The sequence below is a fragment of the Sphaerisporangium siamense genome (genome assembly GCF_014205275.1).
Taxonomy (GTDB): Bacteria; Actinomycetota; Actinomycetes; order Streptosporangiales; family Streptosporangiaceae; genus Sphaerisporangium; species Sphaerisporangium siamense.
Genome location: NZ_JACHND010000001.1, coordinates 1762816 through 1784861 on the forward strand (window position 1 = coordinate 1762816; position 22046 = coordinate 1784861).

Annotated in this window: 22 protein-coding genes; 15 read left to right on the plus strand and 7 right to left on the minus strand. The window is 70.5% G+C overall.

Annotated features, from left to right (window positions below; genetic code table 11):
- The first annotated feature begins 32 nt into the window (after nucleotides 1-32).
- Nucleotides 33-1019: a formylglycine-generating enzyme family protein gene (locus tag BJ982_RS08400; RefSeq protein WP_184878080.1), complete on the plus strand. Its 987-nt coding sequence runs from the start codon at nucleotides 33-35 to the stop codon at nucleotides 1017-1019.
- Nucleotides 1020-1043: 24 nt separating this feature from the next.
- Here the strand turns inward: BJ982_RS08400 and BJ982_RS08405 are convergent, their stop codons facing one another.
- Nucleotides 1044-2231, minus strand: a complete 1188-nt coding sequence (locus tag BJ982_RS08405; protein ID WP_184878082.1) for an ROK family transcriptional regulator — start codon at nucleotides 2229-2231, stop codon at nucleotides 1044-1046.
- 258 nt (nucleotides 2232-2489) lie between these two features.
- On the opposite strand from BJ982_RS08405, the gene BJ982_RS08410 reads away from it, so the two are divergent.
- Genes BJ982_RS08410 through BJ982_RS08420 form a run of 3 tightly spaced genes read left to right on the plus strand, consistent with a single transcriptional unit; the run spans nucleotide 2490 to nucleotide 5256 of the window.
- A complete protein-coding gene (locus BJ982_RS08410; protein WP_184878084.1) occupies nucleotides 2490-3335 on the plus strand; it encodes a peptidoglycan-binding domain-containing protein in 846 nt (281 codons plus the stop codon).
- A gap of 39 nt (nucleotides 3336-3374) precedes the next feature.
- Nucleotides 3375-4271 (plus strand): peptidase inhibitor family I36 protein, encoded by an 897-nt coding sequence (locus BJ982_RS08415; protein WP_184878086.1) that lies wholly within the window; start codon nucleotides 3375-3377, stop codon nucleotides 4269-4271.
- A gap of 34 nt (nucleotides 4272-4305) precedes the next feature.
- Nucleotides 4306-5256, plus strand: a complete 951-nt coding sequence (locus tag BJ982_RS08420) for a SpoIID/LytB domain-containing protein (protein ID WP_184878088.1) — start codon at nucleotides 4306-4308, stop codon at nucleotides 5254-5256.
- Nucleotides 5257-5316: 60 nt separating this feature from the next.
- Here the strand turns inward: BJ982_RS08420 and BJ982_RS08425 are convergent, their stop codons facing one another.
- The 4 genes from BJ982_RS08425 to BJ982_RS08440 form a co-directional block, all read right to left on the minus strand.
- Nucleotides 5317-6234, minus strand: a complete 918-nt coding sequence (locus BJ982_RS08425) for an NBR1-Ig-like domain-containing protein (protein WP_239122935.1) — start codon at nucleotides 6232-6234, stop codon at nucleotides 5317-5319.
- A gap of 92 nt (nucleotides 6235-6326) precedes the next feature.
- Nucleotides 6327-7097 (minus strand): ABC transporter permease, encoded by a 771-nt coding sequence (locus BJ982_RS08430; RefSeq protein WP_203959038.1) that lies wholly within the window; start codon nucleotides 7095-7097, stop codon nucleotides 6327-6329.
- Nucleotides 7094-7846: an ABC transporter permease gene (locus BJ982_RS08435; RefSeq protein WP_184878092.1), complete on the minus strand. Its 753-nt coding sequence runs from the start codon at nucleotides 7844-7846 to the stop codon at nucleotides 7094-7096. The genes BJ982_RS08430 and BJ982_RS08435 overlap by 4 nt, the downstream gene beginning before the upstream one ends.
- Complete coding sequence (locus tag BJ982_RS08440) at nucleotides 7843-8553, minus strand: ABC transporter ATP-binding protein (RefSeq protein WP_184878094.1); 711 nt, start codon at nucleotides 8551-8553, stop codon at nucleotides 7843-7845. The genes BJ982_RS08435 and BJ982_RS08440 overlap by 4 nt, the downstream gene beginning before the upstream one ends.
- A 131-nt stretch (nucleotides 8554-8684) precedes the next feature.
- Between BJ982_RS08440 and BJ982_RS08445 the strand changes: the two genes are divergently transcribed.
- Together BJ982_RS08445 and BJ982_RS08450 are read left to right on the plus strand one after the other, a co-directional pair.
- Entirely contained in the window at nucleotides 8685-9539 is an 855-nt protein-coding gene (locus BJ982_RS08445) for a sensor histidine kinase (protein WP_184878096.1), read from the plus strand.
- Nucleotides 9536-10210: a response regulator gene (locus tag BJ982_RS08450; RefSeq protein WP_184878098.1), complete on the plus strand. Its 675-nt coding sequence runs from the start codon at nucleotides 9536-9538 to the stop codon at nucleotides 10208-10210. Before BJ982_RS08445 ends, BJ982_RS08450 begins: the two co-directional genes overlap by 4 nt.
- 31 nt (nucleotides 10211-10241) lie before the next feature.
- Here BJ982_RS08450 and BJ982_RS08455 read toward each other — a convergent pair whose 3' ends face one another.
- The gene (locus BJ982_RS08455) at nucleotides 10242-10604 is read right to left on the minus strand and encodes a nuclear transport factor 2 family protein (protein ID WP_184878100.1); all 363 of its coding nucleotides are present in this window, start codon (nucleotides 10602-10604) and stop codon (nucleotides 10242-10244) included.
- Between the two features lie 169 nt (nucleotides 10605-10773).
- A complete protein-coding gene (locus tag BJ982_RS08460; RefSeq protein ID WP_184878102.1) occupies nucleotides 10774-11538 on the minus strand; it encodes an IclR family transcriptional regulator in 765 nt (254 codons plus the stop codon).
- Between the two features lie 277 nt (nucleotides 11539-11815).
- On the opposite strand from BJ982_RS08460, the gene BJ982_RS08465 reads away from it, so the two are divergent.
- The 9 genes from BJ982_RS08465 to BJ982_RS08505 all read left to right on the plus strand — a co-directional run bounded on the left by BJ982_RS08465 (nucleotide 11816) and on the right by BJ982_RS08505 (nucleotide 21938).
- Nucleotides 11816-12970, plus strand: a complete 1155-nt coding sequence (locus tag BJ982_RS08465) for an ABC transporter ATP-binding protein (RefSeq protein WP_184878104.1) — start codon at nucleotides 11816-11818, stop codon at nucleotides 12968-12970.
- Between the two features lie 76 nt (nucleotides 12971-13046).
- A complete protein-coding gene (locus BJ982_RS08470; RefSeq protein WP_184878106.1) occupies nucleotides 13047-14162 on the plus strand; it encodes an ABC transporter substrate-binding protein in 1116 nt (371 codons plus the stop codon).
- Nucleotides 14163-14207: 45 nt separating this feature from the next.
- The gene (locus BJ982_RS08475; protein WP_184878108.1) at nucleotides 14208-16022 is read left to right on the plus strand and encodes an ABC transporter permease subunit; all 1815 of its coding nucleotides are present in this window, start codon (nucleotides 14208-14210) and stop codon (nucleotides 16020-16022) included.
- Nucleotides 16019-17062, plus strand: coding sequence for an arginase family protein (locus BJ982_RS08480; RefSeq protein ID WP_184878110.1), 1044 nt, complete (start codon nucleotides 16019-16021; stop codon nucleotides 17060-17062). Before BJ982_RS08475 ends, BJ982_RS08480 begins: the two co-directional genes overlap by 4 nt.
- Nucleotides 17059-18126: an alcohol dehydrogenase catalytic domain-containing protein gene (locus tag BJ982_RS08485; RefSeq protein ID WP_184878112.1), complete on the plus strand. Its 1068-nt coding sequence runs from the start codon at nucleotides 17059-17061 to the stop codon at nucleotides 18124-18126. Before BJ982_RS08480 ends, BJ982_RS08485 begins: the two co-directional genes overlap by 4 nt.
- An 88-nt stretch (nucleotides 18127-18214) precedes the next feature.
- Complete coding sequence (locus BJ982_RS08490) at nucleotides 18215-19093, plus strand: sugar phosphate isomerase/epimerase family protein (protein ID WP_184878115.1); 879 nt, start codon at nucleotides 18215-18217, stop codon at nucleotides 19091-19093.
- The gene (locus tag BJ982_RS08495) at nucleotides 19090-20112 is read left to right on the plus strand and encodes a Gfo/Idh/MocA family protein (RefSeq protein WP_184878117.1); all 1023 of its coding nucleotides are present in this window, start codon (nucleotides 19090-19092) and stop codon (nucleotides 20110-20112) included. Before BJ982_RS08490 ends, BJ982_RS08495 begins: the two co-directional genes overlap by 4 nt.
- Nucleotides 20113-20169: 57 nt before the next feature.
- On the plus strand, nucleotides 20170-21048 hold the full coding sequence (locus tag BJ982_RS08500) for a beta-keto acid cleavage family enzyme (RefSeq protein ID WP_184878119.1): 879 nt from the start codon (nucleotides 20170-20172) through the stop codon (nucleotides 21046-21048).
- Nucleotides 21045-21938, plus strand: a complete 894-nt coding sequence (locus BJ982_RS08505) for a fumarylacetoacetate hydrolase family protein (RefSeq protein ID WP_203959037.1) — start codon at nucleotides 21045-21047, stop codon at nucleotides 21936-21938. Before BJ982_RS08500 ends, BJ982_RS08505 begins: the two co-directional genes overlap by 4 nt.
- Nucleotides 21939-22046: the final 108 nt, after the last annotated feature.

Here is a 22046-nt window from a genome sequence, read left to right on the forward strand (position 1 = left end):
CCACGCCGCAGACGATCGATGAAAGGGACGGGATGACCGGCTGTTGCTCCCCCGGAAGGGAACCCGCGCGGACACCTGTGACGGTCCCGGCGCCCACGTGCCCGGCCGGCGCCGTCGAGACGGCCCCGTCTCCGGCCCGGCACGACGTGGCGGCGTCCCTGGCGGGCATGGTGGCCATCCCGGGCGGGACGTTCCTCATGGGCGGCGAGGATCCGGACGGCTGGGCGGCCGACGGGGAAGGGCCCATCCGGGAGGTGACGCTGCGTCCGTTCCTGATCGACGCGATGTGCGTGACCAACGCGGAGTTCGCCGGGTTCGCCGAGGACACCGGCTACCGGACGGAGGCCGAACGGTTCGGCTGGTCCTACGTCTTCCATCGCTTCGCCGACCGCCGCCACGCCATCGACGGCCATGTGCCCGGCGCCCCGTGGTGGCTGGCGGTCGCCGGCGCGACCTGGCGTTCTCCCGAGGGCCCCGGCTCCACCGTCGCCTCCCGGCAGGACCACCCCGTGGTCCACGTCTCCTGGAACGACGCCGCCGCCTACGCCGCCTGGGCCGGCAAGCGCCTGCCCACCGAGGCCGAGTGGGAGATGGCCGCCCGGGGCGGGCTGGCCGGGGCCCGCTACCCCTGGGGGAACGAGCTGACGCCGGACGGTGAGCACCGGTGCAACATCTGGCAGGGCCGTTTCCCGCACGCCGACACCGCCGAGGACGGCTACGCCGGAACCGCTCCGGTCGACGCCTTCGCCCCCAACGGTTACGGCCTGCACAACACCTCGGGCAACGTCTGGGAGTGGTGTGCCGATTGGTGGAGCACCGGCTGGCACGCGGCCGAGTCCTCGCCGACCCGGATCGACCCGCAGGGCCCTCCGGCGGGGACGGCCCGGGTGGTGCGCGGCGGCTCGTACCTGTGCCACGACTCCTACTGCAACCGCTACCGTGTGGCCGCCCGTACGGGGAACACCCCCGACTCGTCCACCGGCCACACCGGCTTCCGCTGCGCCGCCACCTCGCGATGAACCTCCGCGTGAGCCGGTCGGCGGTCAGAAGGCGGCGGGCTGCAGATGCAGGGGAACCGGGGGCTCCTCGTGCAGGAGCAGAGCGATCGCGCCCATGGCCGAGGCGTTCGCGCCGAGGTCGGCCGGCACCACCTTGATCTGCCGGGGCGACCTCGGCAGCGCCTGTCTGGTTATCTCCGCCTCGATCGGGCCGAGAACCAGACTGCCCAGCGCGGCGAGTTCGCCGCCGATGACGACCTGTTCGGGATCGAGCTGCGTGACGGTGCCCGCGAGCACCCGGCCCAGGTCCGCCGCGGCGGCCGAGACGACCTCGCACACCTCCGCCACCCTGTCCTGGGCCGCGGCGACCAGCGCGTCGACGCCGGCCAGCACGACGCCCCTGGCGGCGCAAGCCTCCAGCAGCGCCTGGCCTCCGACCCGGCCTTCCAGGCAACCGCGGCCGCCGCAGTGGCACTGCGGCCCGCGGGGATCGAGGGAGACGTGCCCGAGTTCCCCGGCCGCGCCCTGCGCTCCGCGCAGCAGCCTGCCTCCGCAGAGGAAACCGCCGCCCACCCCCACCGACCAGCGCACGTAGACCATGTCACGGACCAGCCTGGCCACACCCCAGGTGGCCTCGGCCAGCGCCGCCAGCCTCGCGTTGTTGTCGACCATGACGCGCACGCCGAACTCCTCGGCGATCCGCCGGGTCATCGGCAGGTATCGGGTGGACACCGTCTCGGCGGGCAGGGTGGGCTCCCCGACGACGCCCACCAGGCCGACCCCCACCGACTTGAGCGCGTCCAGCCGTAGCTCGCGTTCCTGCGCCACCCGCCGGACCAGGCGTATCGCGGCCTCGGTCAGCTCCTCGACTCCGGCCCCCGCGGGGACGTCCTCCGTCTCGGTCGCGACGACCTGGTGCGCCATGTTCGCGATGGCCATGCGGACGCGCCTTCTGCCCATGTCGAGTCCCAGCAGGAGGCCGGCGGCGGGGTTGAGGGCGACCAGCGACGCCGGACGCCCGCGTCCGCGCGGCCCGGTCGGCACCGCCTCGGTCTCGACCACGGCGCCACGCTCGATCAGGTCCGAGATGATGGCGAACAGAGTCGTACGAGACAGTCCCGTGCGCTGGGTGAGCTGTGCCCGGCTCAGCGCCCCCGCTGAACGCAGTGCGGCGAGGACGGCGTCCTCGTGCATCTGGCGGAGCCGCTGAAGTGCGTCGACAGGGCTGGACATGGCACCATGATGATCCATCGGGGAAATTTGTCAACTTTCCGAGTTAAATACTAACACCCCCGAAAGGGCCTGGCCGGGAGCCGGGCGCGTGCCCTTACGCCGTCGGCCGTCGGATCGTCTGTCAGGCGGCGCGTACGCCTGTACGAGGGCAGGTCGGACAGGCTGACAACACGATCTTCTGGCGGACACCGCGAGCGGTCCGAAACCGTGGACCTCGCCGCAGGAAACCCCCCCCAGCGTCCGCAATCAGGAGAAACGATGAAGCTGCCTTCATATGCCGCTGCCCCCGTGGCGGTCGCCCTGCTCGCTTGCGTGACCGGAGCGTCCGGGATGTCGGTGGCACAGGCAGCCGACGGCAAGGGCCTTCCGAGCGTGAACATGGAGGCCACGGTCAAGGCGGCGCAGATCGATCCGCGGCGGTCCGACGACGAGCTGACCCCGGGGGCCAAGGTCGGCGTGCTGCTCGTGGAGCGGGCACTACGGGACCGGCGTCTGCTCGACGCGAAGTGGGTGGACGGGTACTTCGGCTCCACGACGGTGGCCGCCTTCGCGAAGTTCCAGAGGTCGCTCGGCCTCACCGGGCTCGCCGCCAACGGGCTGCCGGGGAAGGCGTCCCTCACCAGGCTCGGAGCCGGCCGCTTCAAGGTCACCCACGTCATCGGCCCGGGAGGCCGGGTGTCCTCGGGCGGCGTCGTCATCGACACCCGTACGCGGAGCATGCTGGCCGAGGCGAAGCGGCTGCTCGGCCGCGACCTCGTGCTGTTGCAGGGGTCGTACAACCCCGGCGGCGACCCCACGTCCGCGGGCACCCACGACGGCGGCGGCGTCGTCGACATCTCGGTCAAGGGGATGAGTTCCGCCACCCGCACGGCGGCCGTCCGCGCGTTGCGGCGTGTCGGCTTCGCGGCATGGCTGCGCAACCCCGATCAGGACGACTGGCCGTGGCACATCCACGCCGCCGCCATCAACGACACCGACCTCTCCAGCCAGGCCCAGCACCAGGTCGGTGACTACTACCTCGGCCGGAACGGGCTCTCCCGCCGCGGCCCCGACGACGGCCCGAAGGTGACCATCCGCACCTGGGAGGAGTACCGGCGTCGCTGACCACCCGAATCCCCAGGTCACAGACACAAGGAGAACACCATGAACACGATTACCAAGATCCTCACCACGGCGTCCGCCGCGATCGTGCTCGGCGGGACGGTGCTGGCCGCCGCTTCGCCCGCCTCGGCGGCGAGCCGTAACGGCGTCTGCGAGAGCGGCGAGTTCTGTTACTACTTCAACAGCGGCAACAAGGGGTCGGTGTCGGACTTCGCCGGATCGGTCGGTGACTACGGCACCAAGCAGCCGTCCTGCTTCGACTTCAAGGGGCCCGGCGCCGGCAAGGGCAAGTGCGTCAAGAACGCCGCGGCCTCGGTGTGGAACCGCAGCGGCAAGACCGTTCGGGTCTACTTCAACAGCAACTACGGCGGCAGCGTCACCCAGGACTTCAAGCCCGGCGCCAAGGGCAACCTCAAGCCCGCCCTCAAGAACCAGAACGCCTCGCACCAGTTCGGCCCGTCGTCATCGGCGCGCGTCAACATGTCGTACGCGCTGTACAAGACCGGTGGCGGCCACGTCAGCTGCGCCTTCGACGGTTACACCAACACCCGTGGCCGGCACGAGGGCATCGACATCGCCCGCAGGATCGGCTCGGACGTCCACGCCCTGGTGGGCGGTCAGCTCATCTACCTCGCGCGCGGGCGCAACGGCGGCTCCGGGCTCTCCACGATCGCCATCTACAACGCCTCGCTGAACAAGACGATCATCTACCTGCACTCCGCTCCGCTGTCCTCCCTGCGCGTGGGCCAGCAGATCTCGCGCGGCCAGATCATCGCCGACGAGGCGTGGCACGGCGTGTCGTCCAGTTCGGCCGCGCACACCCACGTCGAGATGCGCCCCGGACGGCAGAAGCTCGCCGCCAAGAGCGTCGGCGACCCGACCCTGAGCAACCCGAACCCGAACGCGTTCTGGGCCTCCCAGGGCTACAACGTCCGCTAGCGCACCTCGGCCTCTGACGAAGAAGAAGGCAACTGTGTCTGTACGAATCACACGTCTCATCTCGCGGTTAGCCGCGGTGTCCGCCGCGATGGTGGTCGGCGGGACGGTGCTGGCCGGGGCTTCGCCCGCCTCGGCGGCGAGCCGTAACGGCGTCTGCGAGAGCGGCGAGTTCTGTTACTACTTCAACAGCGGCAACAAGGGGTCGGTGTCGGATTTCGCCGGGTCGGTCGGTGACTACGGCACCAAGCAGCCGTCCTGCTTCGACTTCAAGGGACCGGGTGCCGGCAAGGGCAAGTGCGTCAAGAACGCCGCGGCCTCGGTGTGGAACCGCAGCGGCAAGACCGTGCGGGTCTACTTCAACAGCAACTACGGCGGCAGCGTCACCCAGGACTTCAAGCCCGGCGCCAAGGGCAACCTCAAGCCCGCCCTCAAGAACCAGAACGCCTCGCACCGGCTCGTGAGCTCCGCGCCGCAGACCGGGTGCAAGACCGACGGCACGCACAGCAGGCTGCCCACGACGATCCTCGTCTACCGCAAATCCCTCAACCGCGTGGACCGGGTGGATTTCAAGACCTACATCAAGAACGTCCTGCCCAACGAGTGGCGGTCGCACTGGCCGCAGCAGTCGCTCAGGGCCGGGGCGATCGCCGTCAAGAACTTCGGCTGGTACTGGGCGCTGCGTTCGGCGAGCAAGACGCCGAGCGGCCAGTGCTACGACGTCACCGACCACACCTCCAGCCAGGTGTACAGGCCCGGCTCCGCGACGGCGGCGACGAACGCCGCGGTGGACGCGACGTGGGGCGTCCGGATGACGCGCGATGGGAAGATCTTCAGGGCCCAGTACTGCTCCACGACGACGGCGTGCGGCAACTGGGTCACCGGCGACTGGATGTCGCAGACCGGCTCGCGCGACAAGGCCAACGCGGGCTGGAGCTACTCCAGGATCCTCAGGTCCTACTACAAGGGGATCGTCCTCCACTCCTGAACCCAGGAGATCCTCCGCTGCCGGTTCCCCGCCGTGTGCGCACACGGCGGGGAACGGGCGTCAGTCGACGATGATCTGGAAGTTGAGCGGCCGGCCTCCGGGGAACGCGACCCGTCCCGCTCCGTCCATCATCTTGAACCGCACGTAGCACAAGCCTGGGTTCCTCGGCGTGGTGATGTCGGTCCGGACGTCGACGATCTCTCCGGGGCGCGTGTCGCCGATAGGGACGTCGGAGATGGTCTGGCACTGATCAGGTCGCTGCGGGAGGTCGAGACGGTGCAACGAATAGCCCTTCCAGTGCACGGTCCCGGCGTTCTTGAGCCGCCACACCTTGGTCTTGGTCTGGCCGGGACCGACGCGCGTGCAGTCGGGGAGCGTGATGTCCCCGATGAACGTCGCCGAATCACCCTCGTGCGCGGGCGGCGCCCACGGCGGGTTGGTCGGGCGCACCGGGCAGTCGGCCGCCGACAGCGTGGTCTCCGATGAACTGCCGGACGGTTCCGGGCCGCGCCCGTCGGTCGCGGAGCCGCGGTTGACGAGCACCGCGACGACGACCGCGGCCCCTATGCCGACGGCCGCCGTCGCGAACACGGCCACGGCCGCGCGGGTCGGCCGCGCTCGCCTCCGGCCCCCCGGCGCGGGGGGAACCGGCTGGTCGTCGCCCGCGATCTCGTCGGGCGGGGACGGCGCCACCAGGGGCTCCGCGCGCAGTGAAGAGTCTCCGGCCGATCTGACCGCCAGGTTCGCCCTCTCCCAGCGTTCGCGGTACGCGGCCGGGTCCCCGTCGCACGCCTTGACGAACTCGACGGTGGTCTCCCAGCTCGGGAGCCGGTTCCCTTTCGTGGCTTCGTGCAATGTGGTGTGCGAGATCGCCCCCGACCGGCCGGACATCTCCCGGAAAGGTGGGTTACCGACTGATTTGCGGAGTTCTCGCAGCGCCGCCGCGAAGTCCTCGATGGCCTCCGCCCGTGCAGGCATGTCGTCCACCGGGCGAAGCTAACAGCGCCCACGGTGTTCACTCAAGTCGGTGTCGTCAGGGACGCGCCCGGCTCGTTCGCGATGAAAGTGCTTCACGCGTCCCATCGCCGATATGTGAGCATGGCCAGGGCGATCAGGACAATGGTCCAGGCGGTGAGCACCAGTGCGCCGTGCGCCGGAGTCACCGCGCCCGTGCCGCCGGACACGGGGAACCCCATGGCGAGGCCGGCCGTGTCGGGGAGATATCTCGCCGCCTGCGTCCGGTCGCGCAGGAGCGGGCCGACGATGAAGTAGTAAGCCTGGAGCATGACGACCGCCGCCAGGGTCCGGCGTACCAAGGCGCCGACGGCCGCGCTGAGCAAGGTCGTGAGCGTGAGGTACGCGGTCACGCCGATGAGCGCGCGGGCGAGGTGACCCGGGGACACGGGCGCGGCCGTGCCGCCGAGCACGCCGGCCGTGACGACTCCGGACGTGACCGTGGCCGCGGCCGCGGGGAGCACGACGATCGCCAGTGCCAGGTGCTTGGCGGTGAGCTGGAGGGTGCGGCGGGGCATCGCGGTCAGCGTCGTGCGGATCTGGCCGCCGGTGTACTCGGAACAGGCGGCCAGAACGCCGAGGACGACGAAGCCGGCCTGGGCGTAGCCGACCGAGGCCAGGCCGACGTCGAGGGCGCCGCGCGCGCCGGTCGAGCCGCCGCGCCCGGCGGTGGCGAGCGCGGCCGACAGGAGCAGGTTCACGACCAGAGTGCCCGCGAGCGTGTGCCAGGCCGCCGGAAGGGACATGAGCTTCGACAGCTCCGCGGCCAGTGCCTGTGCCGCTTCCCGGCCACGGGTACGCGTCGCCGGCGTGGGGACGGCGGTCACGCGTCCCTCCGGATGAACACGAGCGCGGCGATCCCGAGCAGGCCGGCCACCCAGGCGGCCATGACCAGGCCGCCGGTGAGCGGGCTGATCTCCACCGTGTCCCGCGCGAGTTTCCTGACGAACATACGGCTCCCCGCCAGGTCGGGCAGGTAGTTCGCCAGCGGCGTGACCTTGGTGAGGAGGTAGGTGACGGAGACGACCGAGGTGTTCGCGATGAGGACGGCCAGCGGAACGACCCCGTGGCGGGCGAGCACGGTGATCCCGGAGGAGAGGAGCGCCGTGCCCACCCAGTAGAAGACCACACCGGCCAGCCGCGGGACATCCTCCACGCCCAGGGCGGGGGCGTGCTCACCGAGCACGAACCGGACGGCGCCCATGGTGGCGACCACCGCGACGACCGCGAGCAGCGCGCCGGCGATCGCGACCGCGGACATCTTCGCGAGCAGCAACCTGAGCCGGGAGGGCACCACGGTCAGGCTGGTCGTGATCTGGCGTCCGCCGCCGAGTTCCGCGCTCTCGGTGACGTACTCGCTGCTGACGGCGACGACGCCGAGGACGATCACCCCCACCACGCCGAACGCCAGCTCGTAGTAGCCGGTGTTGGTCCCGGCCGGTTCGACGGTCGCGCCGCGGGCCGCGGCGGAGTTCATCACGGCGATCAGGCTCGGCAGGAGCACCCCCACCGCCGCCGCGATCCACACCGCCGGCAACGAGGCGAGCTTCGACGCCTCCGCCGCGAGCGCCCTCATCGTGGTCCTCCGTCACCGGTGGTGAGGGCGAAGAACGCGTCCTCAAGGGTGCGGTACGCGCCGGTGACCTCGGCGAGGGTGCCGTCCGCGACGATCACCCCCTTGTCGATGACCACGACGTCGTCCACGGTCTCCGCCAGCTCGCCCATCAGGTGGCTGGACAGCAGCACGGTGCGGCCGGACGCGGCGCGTTCGCGAAGGAAGGTTCTGATCCACCGGATGCCCTCGGGGTCCAGCCCGTTCACCGGCTCGTCCAGGACCAGGATCCGCGGGTCGCCGAGCAGGGCCGTCGCCAGCGCGAGGCGACGCCCCATGCCCAGCGAGTAACCCCCGGTCCGCTTCGACGCGGCGTGCGTCAGCCCGACGGTTTCGAGCACTTCGCCGACGCGCGCACGCGGCAGTCCGGCCGAACGGGCCACCCACCGCAGGTGCGCCCGGCCGGTGCGCGCCCGGTGCGCGCCGGAGCCGTCCAGCACGGCCCCGACCGTGGTGAGCGGGTCACGCAGCCGCGCGAACGGGACACCGTCGATGAGCGCCGTCCCGGACGTCGCCCGGTCCAGGCCCAGCAGAACGCGCAGCGTGGAGCTCTTGCCCGCACCGTTCGGGCCGAGGAATCCGGTCACTCTCCCGGGGCGGGCCCGGAAACTGATGCCGGCCAGGATCTCTTGGGAGCCTCGCCGCTTGACGAGGTTCTCGATCGTCAGCATGCGCACAAGCGAACCCGGTCCTGACCTCCGGTTCATCGGGCCGGAGACCGGACCGGGGCGCGCGGCTCGGACCGGGGTCTCTCAGACCCTGGACCGATGCGCCGCCCGCAGGCACGTCCTAGGATCCCAGCGTGGAGGTCGACGAGGTACTTCCAAGGCGCGCGCGGCGGGTCTGGCCGCCGGCCATCGCCCTCAACGTCGTGCTCCTGCTCGTCCTCCTCTCGGTCGGCGGCGGGGGCGGCGCCGCGTTCGTCGTCCCGGTCGTCATCGCGGCTCTGGCGCTGACGGCCACCGTGTGGGCGATGGTGCGCGCCCGCCGGCAGCGGATCGCCTACGAGGCGCGGCTGACGGCCTGGGCCGGCGAACGCGCCGCACAGGCCGAGCGCCTCCGGATCGCGCGTGAGCTGCACGACATCGTCTCCCATGGCCTGGGCCTGATCACCGTCCGGGCGAGTACGGCGCGCCACCTCGGCACGGCGGACGACGGCGCCGCGGCGCTGTCGGACGTCGAGCGCATCGGACGGGAGACCACGACGGAGTTGCGCCGCATGCTCAACGTGCTGCGCGACCCGACCGGTGCGACGGCACCCCTGCAGCCCGCGGAAACCCTCCAAGACCTGCCGGCCATCGTCAGGGACGCCGAGCAGGCGGGCCCGTCCGTCACCGTCAGGCTGGACGAGGTCGACGACCTCAGCCCCGGGGCGCAGCTCGCGGTCTGCTCCGTCGTGCGGGAAGCCCTCACGAACACCGCCCGGCACGCCGGGCCCACCGGCGCGAGCGTGCACGTCCGCCGGGACGGCGACTGGATCGTCACGAGCGTCCACGACGAGGGTCCCGTGGACGGGTGGACGCCTCACCCCGGAGCCGGGCGCGGGATCGAAGGGCTCAGGGAACGCGTCACCGCGATCGGCGGAACCCTCCGCGCCGAGCACGTCGAGAACGGCTTCCGCGTCACCGCCCGCATTCCCGAGGCCCGGCCGTCGTGAACGATCCCGCGTCCCCCATCCGCGTCGTCATCGCCGACGACCAGCCGCTGCTGCGCCACAGCCTCGCCGCCGTCATCGACGCCACGGACGGTATGACGGTGGTCGGCGAGGCCGGGACCGGCGCCGAGGCGGTCAGGCTCAGCGCCGAGACACGTCCCGACGTCGTGCTCATGGACGTGCGCATGCCCGGCACCGACGGAATCGCGGCCACCCGCGGTATCACGTCCGGCGCGGGCGGGGCATGGGTGAAGGTCGTCGTGCTGACGATGTTCGAGCTCGACGAGTACGTCCGCGCGGCCCTCCAGGCCGGCGCCAGTGGTTTCCTCCTCAAGGATTCCCACCCCGACCAGCTCCTCGACGCGATCCGCCGTGTTCATCGCGGCGAATCGCTGTTCGCGCCGCGCGTCCTCACCCGCCTCATCGCGGCTTACATGGCCGGGCCCACGGGCGGCAGACCGGTCGGCCTGGAGGTCCTGACCGAGCGGGAGACCGAGGTCCTGGCCCTGGTCGGTCGTGGCCTGTCCAATGGTGAGATCGCGGCGAGGCTCACCATCTCGATCAAGACCGTGAAGACACATGTCGGCAACCTGCTGAGCAAACTCCAGGCACGAGATCGCGCGCACCTCGTCATCGCGGCCTACGAGAGCGACCTCGTCCGGTCGTCCCGCTAGACGAGCGGAAAGGGGCGTCCTCTCCGGATTCCTAGGCCGCGTAGACCGGGGCCAGGTCGACGAATATGCGATAGTCCGAGATCAGGCCGTCGTCGCGGGTGTGCCAGATCGATATGGCCGGGACGCTGACGTCCTTGCCGTCGAGCCGGCGGTAGGTCACCTCGGTCTCGGCGATGGTGTCGGCGTCCACCTGCCAGTTCCTGACGACGCGATGCCGCAGGCCGCCGATGGTGGAGAAGAACGTCCGCAAGCCGGCGGTGATGGCCGCACGTCCCGCCAGCGGTTCGGCGTTGCCGAACACCAACGTGGCGTCGTCCGCCAGTAATCGCGTGAACTCCTCGGGGTCGAACGTGTCGACCGCCCGAAAAACGCGCCGCGCCACATCGTCGCTCATGGCCGCCCTTCCCGCCCAGCAGAGATCACTGGACGGGACGATACGGGCCGGATCGTGGCGTACAACTATCGCGAGGGTAGGAACGTCGTGGCCGGACCCCGCATCCTCACCTTCGGAGCCTGGCAAGGGCGTGTGCTATCAGGTCGTCGATTGGGGGTTCGGGGCTGGGTCAGAACGTGTGGGTGAGCTCGCGGACTATTAAGGTGCCGAGTTCGAGCAGGCGGGGGTGGGGCATGCGGGAGGTCGGGCCGGAGAGGGCGATGGAGCCGATGCATCTGCCGTTGTCGGTCAGAGGGGCGGCGACGCAGGAGGCGCCGACGAGGGTTTCGTCGAGGTCGAGGGCGAAGCCGGCGTCGCGGGCCTCCTCGACCCGTTGGCGCAGTTCCAGTGGCCCCTTGGGGGCGCGTTCCGTGCCGCCGGAGTAGTTCAGCGTGCCGAGGACCTCGTCGAGGGTGGCGCCGTCGAGCGTCGACAGGTAGGCCCTGCCGACCGCGGAGCAGTGGATGGGCCGTACGGTGCCGAGCCGCTCGCGGAGGGTGAGCACCTCCGATGAGGGCTGGTACTGGACGTAGACCATGTTGCCGCTGGCGGGGGCGGCGAAGAGCGAGGCTTCGCCGGACTCGGCGGTCAACCGCTTGAGCAGAGGCCCGACCCTCTCGATCAGCTGCTCGTGGGCGGGGTGGTTGACGATCAGCCCGTAGAACCGCTCCGGGCGGATGGTGAACTCCTTGGTGGCGTCGTCGCGGGTGACGTAACCGGCGTCCACGAGGTCGCCGAGAATCCGCAGAGCGCTGCTGCGGTTCACGTTGACCAGCCGGCCCACCTCGGCCGCCGTCGCCGGCTTGGTGGCCAGTTGTTCGAGAACCATGAGGCCGCGCCTGATGTGCGACATGTTCCCGAGGTCGCCGTTGTCCCGCGATCGCTTCTCTGGCATAGAGATGATTCTCTCCTCACCAAGATCCTGGGCTGACCGTGTTCACGGAATCTTCGCAACGTGCCGTGGGATGTGCTCCGGCCTGACAGGTGTTGCGCTGCCGACAACATAGCACGCGCCTATCGGGCCGGAAAGCGCTCCGGCCCAGCGGGATCGCACGCCCATAACCAGGACAAGTGTCGCTTTGTCGCCCAAGAACCCCTTGACATGCCATCCGAGGCTACCTAAGTTCAGCCATACGCGTTGCATTGATTGCAACTTCCCCGAGGAGCTGAGTGTGTCCGAGGTGTCGGAGGGCGTCCGGGTCGTCGACCAGGTCGCGACGGGCGGTGAAGTTGAGTTGGACGGCCTGTCGAAGAGGTATGGAACGGTCGAGGCCGTGCGCGGTGTCTCGCTGAACATCCGTCGCGGCGAGTTCCTGGCGATCCTGGGGCCTTCCGGTGCGGGGAAGACGACGCTGCTCAACATGCTCACCGGCTTCGAGAAGCCCACGAGCGGCGCGATCCGGATCAACGGCAGGGACGTCGCGCGGCTGGCCCCGCACAAGCGCGGGATCGGCGTCGTGTTCCAGCACTACGCGCTGTTCAAGCACATGACCGTCGCCCAGAACGTGGGGTTCCCGCTGCGGATGCGGCGGATGCCGATGCGGGAACAGCGCGGCCACATCCAGCACGCCCTTGAGATGGTCAAGCTGGAGGGGTACGCGACCCGGTTCCCCGACCAGCTCTCCGGCGGCCAGCAGCAGCGGGTCGCGCTCGCCCGCGCCATCGTGTTCCGGCCGGCGCTGCTCCTCATGGACGAGCCGCTCGGCGCGCTCGACAAGCGGCTGCGCGAGCACATGCGCGTCGAGATCAAACGCCTCCAGCGCAACCTCGGCGCGACCGTCATCTACGTGACCCACGACCAGGGCGAGGCGCTCACGATGGCCGACCGGGTCGCGGTGATGAACGACGGCGCCGTCGAGCAACTCGGGACGCCCACCGACCTGTACGAGAAGCCGGTCAGCGCCTTCGTCGCCGACTTCGTCGGCGAGACCAACTTCTTTCGCGGACGCACGGTTCTCGACGCCGACGGCCGGGTCCGCGTCGTTCTCGACGGCGACCGGCCGGGTCACCGCCGGGACGTGGAGAACGTGGCGTCACTCGAACCCGATCGCGGTGTCGAGGTCGGCGTACGCCCGGAGCAGGTCTCGCTGCTGCCCATGGAGAGCGCCGACGCGGCCGTGCCGGGCACGGTGAGCGAGGTGCTGTACGAGGGCGCGACGGCCTTGCACGTCGTCGAGACGGCGATCGGGAACCTGAACGCGCGCCTCTCGCTCAAGAACCTCCACGAGACCCGATGGGCTGTGGGCGACAAGGTCGCCGTCCATTGGGACGCCCGGGCGGCACGGGGCTACCACGTCGCGGGCCAGGGTGCGTCCTCGTCCTCGTGACGTGACACCTCGGCTCAGGCTGCCGGCCAGGACTCCGGTCCGCGGCAGAGATCTGCAGGACAGAAAGGTACGGCTGATGATGTTCTCCCGGAAGACCGTGCTGGGGGCGGTGGTGGCGGTCGGTACGCTGCTCACGACCGTCGCCTGCGGCAGCGGCAGCGGTGGCGGCTCAGGAGCGGGCTCCGCCGCCGGTACGGTCGTCGTCCCCGATCCCGGCGGCGACCTCGGCAAGGCGATGAAGAAGGCCTTCTTCGACCCGTTCGAGAAGAAGACGGGCATCGACGTCGTGCTCAGCCCCGGCGAGTTCGACGCCGCCGTCGTGCTCACGGGCGTCAAGGCCGGCGCCCCGGCCTTCGACCTGGTGAACATCAACGGCGCGGTGCTCCAGCGGTTCCGCGACGGCTCGGCGCTCGAACCGGTCGACTACAAGCTCTGGCAGGCCGGCGTCCGCGACAAGATCGCCCCGGTGAAGGCGGCCGACGACTCGGTACCGGCCTACTACATCTCCGTCGTGCCGGCCTGGAGCACCGGCAAGCTCGGCGACAAGGCGCTGAACTCGTGGGCGGACTTCTGGGACGTCGCCAAGTTCCCCGGTAAGCGCACGCTCGCGCCGGGCTCCTGGGGCGCCGGCGGCGCGACGTTCGAGATCGCGGCGCTGGCCGACGGCGTGGCGCCGAAGGACCTCTACCCGATCGACTACGACCGGGCGTTCGCGAGCCTCGACCGGCTCAAGCCGAATCTGGTGAAGTACTGGGAGACCGGCGCCGAGCCCATCCAACTGCTCACCGGCGGTCAGGTGACGGTCGCCAGCGCGTGGAACGGCCGCGTCGCCGGCGCCAAGGACAAGGGCGCGCCGGTGGCCGGCACGTGGAACCAGTCGATCCTCCAGTACGACAACTGGGCGATCCTCAAGGGCGCCAAGAACGCGGCGAACGCGCAGAAGCTGCTGGCCTTCATGATGGAGTCCCAGCCCCAGGCGGAGTTCGCGAAGGCGATCACCTACTCGCCGGCGAACTCGGCGGCCTTCGACCTTCTCCCCGCCGACCGTTCGGCCCTGCTGCCGACGTCCCCGGAGAACGTCGCGTCCGCCGTGACCCAGAACTACGACTGGTGGACCGCCACCGCGCCGGGGACGGACAAGTCCAACGAGGAAGTCGCCATCGAGCGCTGGCAGGCGTGGGCCTCGAAGTAGCCCACGACCCGCCTGCGATCAAGACGACCTCGATCTAGGAGATCCATGTCGGTCGACAGCCTTCCGGGGCAGCTCATCGGTGGTCCGGTCGCCCGCCCACGGCACCGGCCGGACCGCCGATGGCTCACCCTCGTGCCGCTTCTGGCGGTCCTGATCCTGCTGTTCGTCGTCCCGCTGTGCTCGCTGCTGGTCGACAGCTTCCGCGGCGGTCATGGATTCACGCTGGAGAACTACCGCGAGCAGGTGACCTCGCCGGTCTTCTGGCGCGCGATACGCCGCACCCTGGTCATCGCCGCGCTCTCGACCGCGATCTGCGTCGTGCTCGGGTACTGCATGGCCTACGCGCTCACCCGTGTGCCGAAGCGTCTGCGGGGCGTGCTGATGGTCGTGGTCCTCGTGCCGTACTTCACGAGCATCCTGATCCGCTCCTACGCGTGGATCGCGATCCTCGCGCCGAGCGGGCTCGTCGCGGGGACGCTGGCCCTGTTCGGCGTCGACACCGCCCCCGAGCTGGTGTTCAACCAGACCGGCATGCTGATCGGCACCGTGCAGATCCTGCTGCCGCTGGCGCTGCTGCCGATCTACAGCGTGATGAGCGGCATCGACCGCGCCCCGGTGCGCGCCGCGCAGAGCCTGGGGGCGTCGCCCGCCGTCGCGCACTGGCACGTGTACCGGCCCGCCACGTCGTCGGCGGTCACGGCGGCGGCTGCGCTGGTCTTCATCAGCACGCTCGGCTTCTACGTGACGCCCGCGCTGCTCGGCGGCCCCGGTGACACGCTCATCGCGCAGTCGATCCTCGTGCAGTTCTCGAACCTCGTCGATCCCGCCGGGGCGGCGGCGCAGGCCGTGCTGCTCCTGCTCATCGTGCTGGTGCTGTTCGCCGTCCTGTTCCGCTACCTGGCGCCGTCACTGTCCGTCGGGGGCGCCGAGACCGCCACGGCGCGGCGTGGCCGGCGTCCCGGCCGCGGCGCCGGGGACTCCACCGGACGGCACGAGGAGCTGCGGGCCCTGCGCGCGCGGATCCTCGACACCGGTCTCGACCTCGTCGGACGGCTACGCCTGCCCATCTTGGCAGGGAGCTGGCTCGTGGGCGCGGCGCTGCTCGTCACGCCGCTGGTGGTCGTGGCCATCTGGTCCTTCAGCGACGCGACGTACCTGACGTTCCCGCCGGAGGAGTACTCCACCCGGTGGTTCGCCGACTACTTCGCCGACCAGGCGTGGATCGACTCCACGTTCCTCAGCCTGGGCATCGCCTGCGCCTCCGCCGCGATCAGCGTCGTCATCGGCGGCTTCGGGGCGTTCGGTCTCGTCCGCGGCCCGCGGCGCCTGCGGCTGCCGACCGCGATCCTGGTCGCGATGCCGATGATCGTCCCTCCGATGATCTACAGCCTCGGGTTCTTCATGCTCGTGGCGCCGCACGACCTCGTCGGCACGAACCTGGGCCTGATCCTGCCCTACCTGGTCCTCGGACTGCCCTTCTCGGTGTCGATCACGGCGGCGGCGCTGCGCAACCTCGACCTGCGGCTGGAGAACGCCGCGCGCAGCCTGGGCGCGGGGCCGGTCTCCGTGGTCCGGCACGTCCTGCTCCCCGCCCTGCGTCCGGCGCTGGTCAGCGGCTTCGTGTTCTCCTTCCTCGCCGCGTTCGACGACGTCGTCGTCGCCACCTTCATGTCCGGGCCGACGGCGGTGACGCTGCCGCTCCGGATGTTCCAGGACATCAAACTCGAAGTGAGCCCGAGGACAGCCGTGGTGGCCGTCGTCCTGCTGGCAGCAGGGGCGGCCGCGGTGCTCCTCCGGTTCGTCATGGCTTGGCTCGTGCGCACCGTACGGGTGGCGCTGAGCCGACTGGGGGCCTCATGAACACCACAGCGCACACCGACCCGTCCATGGTCGTCGCGGAGATGACCGACCCTTACGTCGAGAACCAGGAATTCCCCGGCATCATCTACCCGACCTCGGTGACGGCCACGCTGGCGGCCTTCCGGCGGTCGTTCCCGGACGCGGCGCGGCTCGTGCCGGAGGAGGACGACGGGGCGGCGGCGCTGAGCGTGCACAGCCGCGACTACGTCGACTTCGTCAAGGAGGGCGCGAAGCGGCCGGAGGGCGCCACGAAGTTCCCCCTGAACGTCATCGCGCTCCCCGAGCTGAGGGTCTCCGAGCCGCGCACCTTCGAGGGCCGGCACGCGGGGTACTTCTTCGACGAGGTCACGCATGCCACGCCCGCGGTGTGCGCGGGAGCGCTGCGCAGCGCGGCGGCCTCCCGGCAAGGGGCCCGCCGGCTCGCCGGCATGGCCGCCGCGCGGCCCGCTTCGCCGCCGCTGATGCTGGTGCCGTCCCGCCCGCCGGGTCACCACGCCCTGCCGGCCGTGGGCGGCGGCCTCTGCCTGTTCGCCAACGCCGCCATCGCGGCACGCGAGCTCTCCCGCGGCGGCCGGGTCGCCGTGCTCGACATCGACCAGGACCACGGCAACGGCACCCAGGCCGTGTTCTACGACGACCCGTCGGTGCTGACGGTCTCGATCCACGCCGAGGGCTGGCCGCACGTCGCCGGGTTCGCGGAGGAGACCGGAGGCCCCGGCGCGCCGCACGGCAACCTGAACCTCCCTCTGCCCACCGGCTCGGGGTTCGCCGCCTACGAGCCGGCGCTGGAGACCGCGCTGGAGGCGATCCGCCGCTTCGACCCCGCCTACCTCGTCCTCGCCCTGGGCTACGACGCCCAATGGGAGCAGGGGTTCGGCGCGCTCCGCCTGGAGTCGGAGGACTTCGCCGTCCTCGGCCGCCGTATCGCCGGGCTGCGCCTGCCGACGCTCGTCACCACCGAGGGCTGCTACGGGTACTACGAGTCGACCGCCGTGGCGGCGACCCACTTCTTCGACGCGTGGGCCGAGCAGTGGCGGTGAAAGACACCATGCGGGCCGCGCTCCTCACCGGGATCGGCCGGCCGCTGGAGATCCGCGAGGTGCCCGTCCCCCGGATCGGACCCGACGAGGTTCTGATCCGGACGCTGTCCAGCGGGGTATGCCGAACGGACCTGCACATCCAGGACGGCCTGGCCTATGTGCCGGAACTGCCGCACATCATGGGCCACGAACCCGCGGGCGTCGTGGTCGAACGCGGCGCGGCGGTGTCGGAGGTCGACGTCGGCGAGGTGGTCGTGCCGCACCTGTTCGTCGCGGACGGGGACTGCCGCTTCACCCGGGCCGGCGCCGACGCGCAGGCGCTGCGCCTGCGGGGAATCATCGGCGTGACGCTGCCCGGCGGCTTCGCCGAGTACTTCACCGCGCCCGCCCGGAACCTTCTGAAGGTTCCTGCGGGGCTCGATCCCCGCATCGCCGGGCTGTCGAGCTGCGCGGTCGTCACGGCCGTGCACGCCTACCGGCGCGGCACGGTGGCACCGGCGCGGACCGCGGCCGTGATCGGCGCGGGCGGTATCGGGCAGCTTCTCGTCCAGCTCCTGGCCGGCGCCGGCGTGGCGACCGCGGCCGTGGACGTGCGGGAGGACAACCTGGCACTCGCGATCCGCAACGGGGCCGGCCACACCGCCTCGGCGTCCGCGGCGGACCGCGTGCCGGCCCTTCGCGCCTGGGCCGCGTCCCGGGACGACGACGGCGCCGACGGCGTGGACCTGGTGATCGACCTGGTGGGAACGTCGGCGTCGATGGCCGACGCCGCCCAGTATGTGCGCCGCCGGGGCCGGATCGTCGTCGTCGGCGAGGAGCCCGACTTTCCCGGCATCAGCTCGACGACCCTCGCCCAGCGCGAGCTGGAGATCGTCGGTTCGCGCAACGGCGACCGGACGGACCAGCGTGACGCGCTGCGGCTGCTCGCCGAGGGCGTCATCACTCCGCCGCTGGACGAGGAGTACCCGCTGGAGCGTGCCAACGAGGCGCTCGCCCGCCTGCGAAGCGGCCGGGCGAACGGCCGGGTCCTGATCACGCACGAGGCGTTGCGCCAGGGCGACTAGGACGACGCCCGTTCGCGGGGCCGGCGGGGCCACGGCGGCCCGCGACCAACGAGCTTTCCGACAAGCACAACGATCAGTGAGGAGCGAGATGAAGATCGCGACCGATACGTGGATGCTGCGTCCACAGCCAATCGACACCGTGTTCTCGACCGTACGGGAGGCGGGTTTCGAGTACCTGGAGCTCTCGCCGCGGCCCGACGTGATGCCGAGCTACGGGGGCAGGCGGGCGTCGAAGACCAAGATCGCCGAGATCGCGGAGGCGTCCAAGACCCACGGCGTCGAGATCGCGTCCATCTTCATCGAGCAGGCGTGGGGAAGCTCGGAGGAGAACATCCGGCAGGCGGCGGTCGGCTACTGGAAGCAGACCATCCAGCTCGCCGTCGACCTGGGCTGTGACCGGATCAACTCCGAGTTCACCGGGCACCCGGCCGCCCCGCAGGCCGGCGAGGCCGCGATGCGCCGCTCCCTGGAGGAGGTGCTGCCGCTGGCGGAGTCCGAGGGCATCACGCTGGCGCTCGAACCGCACCCGGGCGACTGGGTGGAGTCGGGCATCGAGGCCGTCAACTTCATCCGGGGCCTGCAGAGCGATCACGTCACCTACCTGCACTGCGTGCCGCACACCTACTACCTCACCGGCGTGGAGGACGAACGCGGCCACCTGGAAGGCGTCAACCGCGACATCATCACCTACGCGGGCCACACCATGGAACACGTCCACCTGGCCGACACGCTGCTGCCCGGACGTACCTTCCTCAACCCCTCCAGCCCCGGGGTGCGCAACCACCAGCACCTGGACATCGGCCAGGGCGACATCGACTGGGACGAGGTCTTCGCCGCGCTGCGCGAGGTCGGGTTCGACGGGATCGTGTCGGTGGCCGTCTTCCGGCACGAGTCGCGGGTGAAGGACTCGCTCACCCACAACCGGCGCATCATCCGCGAACGCCTCGAAGGGGGCGGTGACCAGTGACCGGATCGGTACGCTTCGGCGTCGTCGGTCTCGGCGAGATCTACCAGCTCGCCCACCACCTCGCCTACCAGCGGGCGGACGGCCTGGAGGCCGTGGTCGTCTGCGACCTCGACGAGGACGTCGCCGCGCGGACGGCCGAGTCGCTCGGCGCGGAGGCGTGCACCGACTACCGCCGGCTGCTGGAGGACGAGCGGGTCCAGGCCGTCGACCTCGTGCTTCCGCACAACATGCACTACGAGGTCGCGCGCGAGTTCCTGGAGGCGGGCAAGCACGTCCTGATCGAGAAGCCCATGACCGTGGACGCCGCGCATGCCCGCGAACTCGTGGACCTCGCGGCCGGCAAGGGCCTCAAGTTCACCGTCAACGAGAACACGCGGTTCATCCCCGCCTACCAGGCCGCCCTCGACGCCATCAACCGCGGCGAGATCGGGGACGTGACGCTCGTCCGCACCCTGATCAGCGGCAACGAGTTCGAGCGGCTCGGCGACCCGAAGCTGTGGAAGGGACGCCAGGACGGCTCGGGCGGCGGCACCATCATCGACGCCGGCGCGCACTCCTTCTACCTGCTGAAGTGGATGTTCGGCGAGGTCGCCTCGTTGCGTGCCCTGTCGGACCGCCTCGTCGACGTCAGCCAGGTCGAGGACTGGTCGATCGTGTGCGGCCGGATGCGCTCGGGCGCGCTCTTCTCCGTGGAGTCCAGCTTCACCTCCGGCGGTCCGTGGAACGAGCGCCTGGAAGTGCACGGCACCGACGGGCTCATCGTCGTCGACCAGCACCAGAACCCTCCCGCCATGCTGTTCCGCGGCAAGCGCGACCACGAAGGATCGCCGCTGCCGGGCACGGCCTACGAGCCGCGCACCTGGAAGTACAACTCGATCGCGGCCGGGATCGAGAGCTTCGCGCGTTCGATCGCGAACGACGAGCCGGCCGACGTCGCGCCCGAGGACGGCGCGTACGCGGTGCGCGTCATCGAGCTCGCCTACGAGTCGGTGGCCACGGGCTCGCCCGTCACGCTCTGAGCACCCATCACCCCTGAGCAACACCTCACCATGCACATGAAGCGACTAGGAGACCTTATGGATCCGCTCATCATCACCGTCACGGCCGACAGCACGATGTCCTATCCCGGCTACAAGGGCATGCCGCCCATTGAGGACACCGACAAGGTCGGCCAGGAGTACATCGACGCGGTGAACGCGGGTGCGACCCTGTGCCACCACCACGGTGTGCACTACTTGGAGGACGCCATCCAGGCCGACGGCAAGAAGTTGTCCAAGATCGACTTTGACGGCTGGAAGGATCTGACCGACAAGATCCGGACCGTCGGCACCGATCCGATCATGCAGTTCGGTATCGCCAGCGCTCGGCTTCCCGAAAAGGTCGAGTTGATGTCGCTCAAGCCGGACATGATGTCGTACGCCTTCAACGTGCACGACGAGTACTTCCAGCCCGACCCGGCCTACCCCGCCAACGAGATGTACTCCCTGCACCCGCGCGACGAGCTCGTCGAGTTCGTCACCGCCGCGGAGGCGCACGGTGTGAAGCCGGAGATCGAGTGCTTCTACACCGGAGCGTTCTGGAACCTTGAGTTCGTGCGGCGGCAGGGCCTGCTGAAGGAGAAGGCGTGGGCCACCCTGTTCTTCGGCTGGCAGGGCGGCGCGTGGACGCCTCCGACCCCGGACGCGCTCATGTACATGGTGAAGCACCTCCCTCCGAACACGAACTGGAACATGAGCGTGATGGACCCGGTCGAGCAGTGGAAGCTGATTCCGCTGGCCATCGCGCTGGGCGGCCACGTCCGCGTCGGCTGGGAGGACAACCCCTACCTGCCCGGCGGTGAGCCCTCGCGCAGCAACGCCGAGCTGGTGGAGGTCGTGGTGAAGATGGCCGAGCAGATCGGTCGTCCGATCGCCACCGTCGAGGAGGCGCGGCGCATCGCCGGGGTGAGCCGATGATGGCGTCCTCGCCCTCGGGCGTCTCGGCCCCGCCCACGGTGCGGGGCCTGGCGCGTGCCCGTCTCGACGGCCGCGTGGTGCTCGTCCGGATCTCGCGGGGACAGGCGACGGTGCTCGCGACCGAATCCGAGCATCCCGCCGCCGACGTCCTGCGGGAGGCGCTGCACACCGGCGCGTGGCGCGCGGACGGCGACGACGCCGGTGGCGTGACGGTTCCGGTCGGTGACCTGGAACTTCTCGCTCCGGTCGCGAACCCCTCGAAGATCCTGTGCGTCGGCCTCAACTACCTCGACCACGCCGACGAGTCGGGAGTGCAGGCCCCCGCCAAGCCGCTCCTGTTCGCGAAGTTCCCCAACGCGCTGCGCGCGGACGGGGCCGTGGTCGAGGTGCCGAAGGATCTCTCCGCGGAGCTGGACTACGAGGGCGAGCTGGCCGTCGTGATCGGGCGCCGGGCGAGCGATGTCAGCCGGGACGAGGCCCTGGACCATGTCCTCGGTTACGTCGCGGCCAACGACCTGTCGGCGCGGGACGCCCAGTTCTCCGACGGTCAGTGGCTGCGCGGCAAGTCCGCCGACGGCTTCTGCCCGGTCGGGCCGGTCGTGGTGCTCGCCGAGGACGTCGAGGACCCTCAGGCGCTGCGCATCACCACCCGGCTCAACGACCAGGTGGTGCAGGACGGCACGACGGCCGACATGATCTTCTCCGTGGCGGAGATCATCTCCTTCGCCTCGCGCTACCTGACGCTGGAACCGGGGGACCTCATCCTCACGGGCACCCCGCCGGGTGTGGGCTTCGTCCGCAAGCCTCCGCTGCTGATCCGGGACGGCGACGTCGTCACGGTGACCGTGGAGGGCGTCGGCGGCGTCGCCAACCAGGTGCGCGTCGTCTGAGACGGGGCCGGCCCGCGACGATCGTGGCATCGGAGGAGTCGCGACTTCGGTGTGTTTGACCGGCCGGCCGTTCGTCAATGCCTGAAGGCGAGGCGACGGGACTCCGAT

Coding starts and splice junctions, on each gene's coding strand:
- BJ982_RS08400 (WP_184878080.1), top strand. CDS start 33: ATGACCGGCTGTTGCTCCCCCGGAAGGGAACCCGCGCGGACACCTGTG.
- BJ982_RS08455 (WP_184878100.1), bottom strand. CDS start 10,604: ATGAGCGACGATGTGGCGCGGCGCGTTTTTCGGGCGGTCGACACGTTC.
- BJ982_RS08425 (WP_239122935.1), bottom strand. CDS start 6,234: ATGCCTGCACGGGCGGAGGCCATCGAGGACTTCGCGGCGGCGCTGCGA.
- BJ982_RS08475 (WP_184878108.1), top strand. CDS start 14,208: ATGTCGGTCGACAGCCTTCCGGGGCAGCTCATCGGTGGTCCGGTCGCC.
- BJ982_RS08480 (WP_184878110.1), top strand. CDS start 16,019: ATGAACACCACAGCGCACACCGACCCGTCCATGGTCGTCGCGGAGATG.
- BJ982_RS08415 (WP_184878086.1), top strand. CDS start 3,375: ATGAACACGATTACCAAGATCCTCACCACGGCGTCCGCCGCGATCGTG.
- BJ982_RS08500 (WP_184878119.1), top strand. CDS start 20,170: ATGGATCCGCTCATCATCACCGTCACGGCCGACAGCACGATGTCCTAT.
- BJ982_RS08505 (WP_203959037.1), top strand. CDS start 21,045: ATGATGGCGTCCTCGCCCTCGGGCGTCTCGGCCCCGCCCACGGTGCGG.
- BJ982_RS08490 (WP_184878115.1), top strand. CDS start 18,215: ATGAAGATCGCGACCGATACGTGGATGCTGCGTCCACAGCCAATCGAC.
- BJ982_RS08460 (WP_184878102.1), bottom strand. CDS start 11,538: ATGCCAGAGAAGCGATCGCGGGACAACGGCGACCTCGGGAACATGTCG.
- BJ982_RS08410 (WP_184878084.1), top strand. CDS start 2,490: ATGAAGCTGCCTTCATATGCCGCTGCCCCCGTGGCGGTCGCCCTGCTC.
- BJ982_RS08405 (WP_184878082.1), bottom strand. CDS start 2,231: ATGTCCAGCCCTGTCGACGCACTTCAGCGGCTCCGCCAGATGCACGAG.
- BJ982_RS08440 (WP_184878094.1), bottom strand. CDS start 8,553: ATGCTGACGATCGAGAACCTCGTCAAGCGGCGAGGCTCCCAAGAGATC.
- BJ982_RS08435 (WP_184878092.1), bottom strand. CDS start 7,846: ATGAGGGCGCTCGCGGCGGAGGCGTCGAAGCTCGCCTCGTTGCCGGCG.
- BJ982_RS08470 (WP_184878106.1), top strand. CDS start 13,047: ATGATGTTCTCCCGGAAGACCGTGCTGGGGGCGGTGGTGGCGGTCGGT.